This window comes from Bifidobacterium vansinderenii (genome assembly GCF_002234915.1).
GTDB lineage: Bacteria > Actinomycetota > Actinomycetes > Actinomycetales > Bifidobacteriaceae > Galliscardovia > Galliscardovia vansinderenii.
Map to the genome: position 1 here is coordinate 1 of NZ_NEWD01000057.1, position 2037 is coordinate 2037.

Annotated in this window: 1 protein-coding gene and 3 rRNA genes; all 4 read right to left on the reverse strand. The window is 54.5% G+C overall.

Features of this window, described 5'->3' with window-relative positions; all coding sequences use genetic code 11:
- Positions 1–153: ribosomal RNA gene (locus Tam10B_RS12710) — 16S ribosomal RNA — on the reverse strand; the annotation flags it as partial.
- A 691-nt stretch (positions 154–844) separates the two neighbouring features.
- Positions 845–1039: a multidrug efflux MFS transporter gene (locus Tam10B_RS12715; RefSeq protein ID WP_143248663.1), complete on the reverse strand. Its 195-nt coding sequence runs from the start codon at positions 1037–1039 to the stop codon at positions 845–847.
- A 536-nt stretch (positions 1040–1575) separates the two neighbouring features.
- Positions 1576–1692, reverse strand: a 5S ribosomal RNA gene (gene rrf, locus Tam10B_RS12720).
- A gap of 172 nt (positions 1693–1864) precedes the next feature.
- Positions 1865–2037: ribosomal RNA gene (locus tag Tam10B_RS12725) — 23S ribosomal RNA — on the reverse strand; the annotation flags it as partial.

Genomic DNA, 2037 nt, shown 5'->3' on the forward strand with positions numbered 1-2037 from the left:
GGAGCTATTCCGGAGTACGGGGCAGGTTGGTCACGCATTACTCACCCGTTCGCCACTCTCACCCGCCAGCAAGCTGGCAGGATCCCGTTCGACTTGCATGTGTTAAGCACGCCGCCAGCGTTCGTCCTGAGCCAGAATCAAACCCTCCACAAAAAAACCTTCATGAAGAGCCAAAAAACATGACTCGAAAAAAAGAAAAGAAAAAGACAGACAAAACACCAACCAGGAAACCCCGGCCAATGCTCGCACAATCCTTCCAAAAAACCCGACCACAATCACAGCCCCTCTCGGGACACTCCACAAACGGGAGCCATGGCCGGACTGGCAATCAAAACTTAGTAGTACAAAACACGCTCTTGAGTTCTCAAACCACCACCACACCGAACAAGCAAGTAATCCGAAGATTTCTTGTCGCTGTCAGGCAGCGAGTAGATAACTTACACGAGAACAGGAATCCATGCAAATCGGCATGGTAAAGCACGCCAAGAATCGTTGAAACGACGGCGTTCTCTCGGCGTGTCGCAAAATGCGTATTTCACGTCTTCACCATCAGTGTACGTCGATCAGAACATGAGGAAAAACCGAAATCTCATTCTTGGACGGCGCGTCGCGCAGCGTTCATCTTCATTGCACGACGTTCACCACGGCACAGACACTCTCGTAACCTGCAATCAGTAGTCGTGCCAGGTCTCACAACCGAGCCGATAAGGCATATTATGTCGAAAACACAAAAAGCCTCGTGACCGAAACCGATCATGAGGCTCTTCTCCTCACCAACGGGCTGTGATTCGTCGCCCTAATCTCAGCACATGCAGATTCGCCAACATGGCAAGCACAGCGACGATCAGCAACGCCGCGTATCACCAATGGCACCGGAGATCGTCACCTTCGCGAACTCCGCGGTTCCGCTCTTCGTGCCGGTCTGCGCCACACCCAGGAACACGGACATCACCGTGGTCCCCACCGCACCGACAAGCTGCTGAAACGTACTGAACACCGCATTGCCATCGGGCTTGAACTGCGGCGCGATGGATCCCATACCGCTGGTCATCGTATTGGCGAAGCACACAGAGAATCCGAGCACGTAGGCCAAGAAGATGCCAGAGAAACGGACCGCTGCGTAATACTCCCAACCGTATCAACGGAGAGCAGGCACTACGACTCATCCGTGCGAACAGCACCAACATGACAACGCAGACGATCAGTAGACACGCAGGAAGGATCAGGGCACGTACGGTGCCATCGGAATGTCCTCTCAACGCGGTGATGACGAGGCCGCCGCGTTCCACCGCGAAGATGAACGACACAAATGCAATGGCAATGCACAGCACGTGCAACGTATTGAGATGTTTCCACCATAGGAGTGACCTGACGAATGGAGATTAGTCCAGGAATCATGAAAATGATGAGTAGCGCAAATGTGATGACGAAAGTCCAACGCCATGGCATGAACGTGCTGACCAGACATCAGTGAGCTGATCATCCATTACTGGTGTTCCAAGCGGCCGCCGACAATGTCCAGATATGGGAAAAGGGGAGAAGCCGTGTGGCTTCTCCCCTTTTCGGAAGAGTGGATTGCGGTGGTGTGCTACTCTCCCACACCCTGTCGAGTGCAGTACCATCGCCGTGCCAGGTCTTAGCTTCCGGGTTCGGAATGGGTCCGGGCGTCTCCCCTGGGCCATGACCGCCGCAAAATATTGAAATTATCACCGGGGATCATCCCGGTGGATGGTGGTGGTCTGGGAACCGGCTAGCGGACGCGTCGTGTGTTTTCGTGTCGATCGCAGTGTGAACCAAAAGTGCTCCGTGCTTGTCCGGGAACGTCTGGAATTCGTTCCGGGAACCCAACCCCCGAGGGTGTTGGGTTGTGTTGTCGCTCGTCCGTTAGTACCGGTCAGCTCCACCCCTCGCGGGGCTTCCACGTCCGGCCTATCAACCACGTGTTCTCCATGGGGACTACACACGCTTAACGCGTGACGGAATGCTTATCTTGGAGAGGGCTTCCCGCTTAGATGCTTTCAGCGGTTATCCCATCCG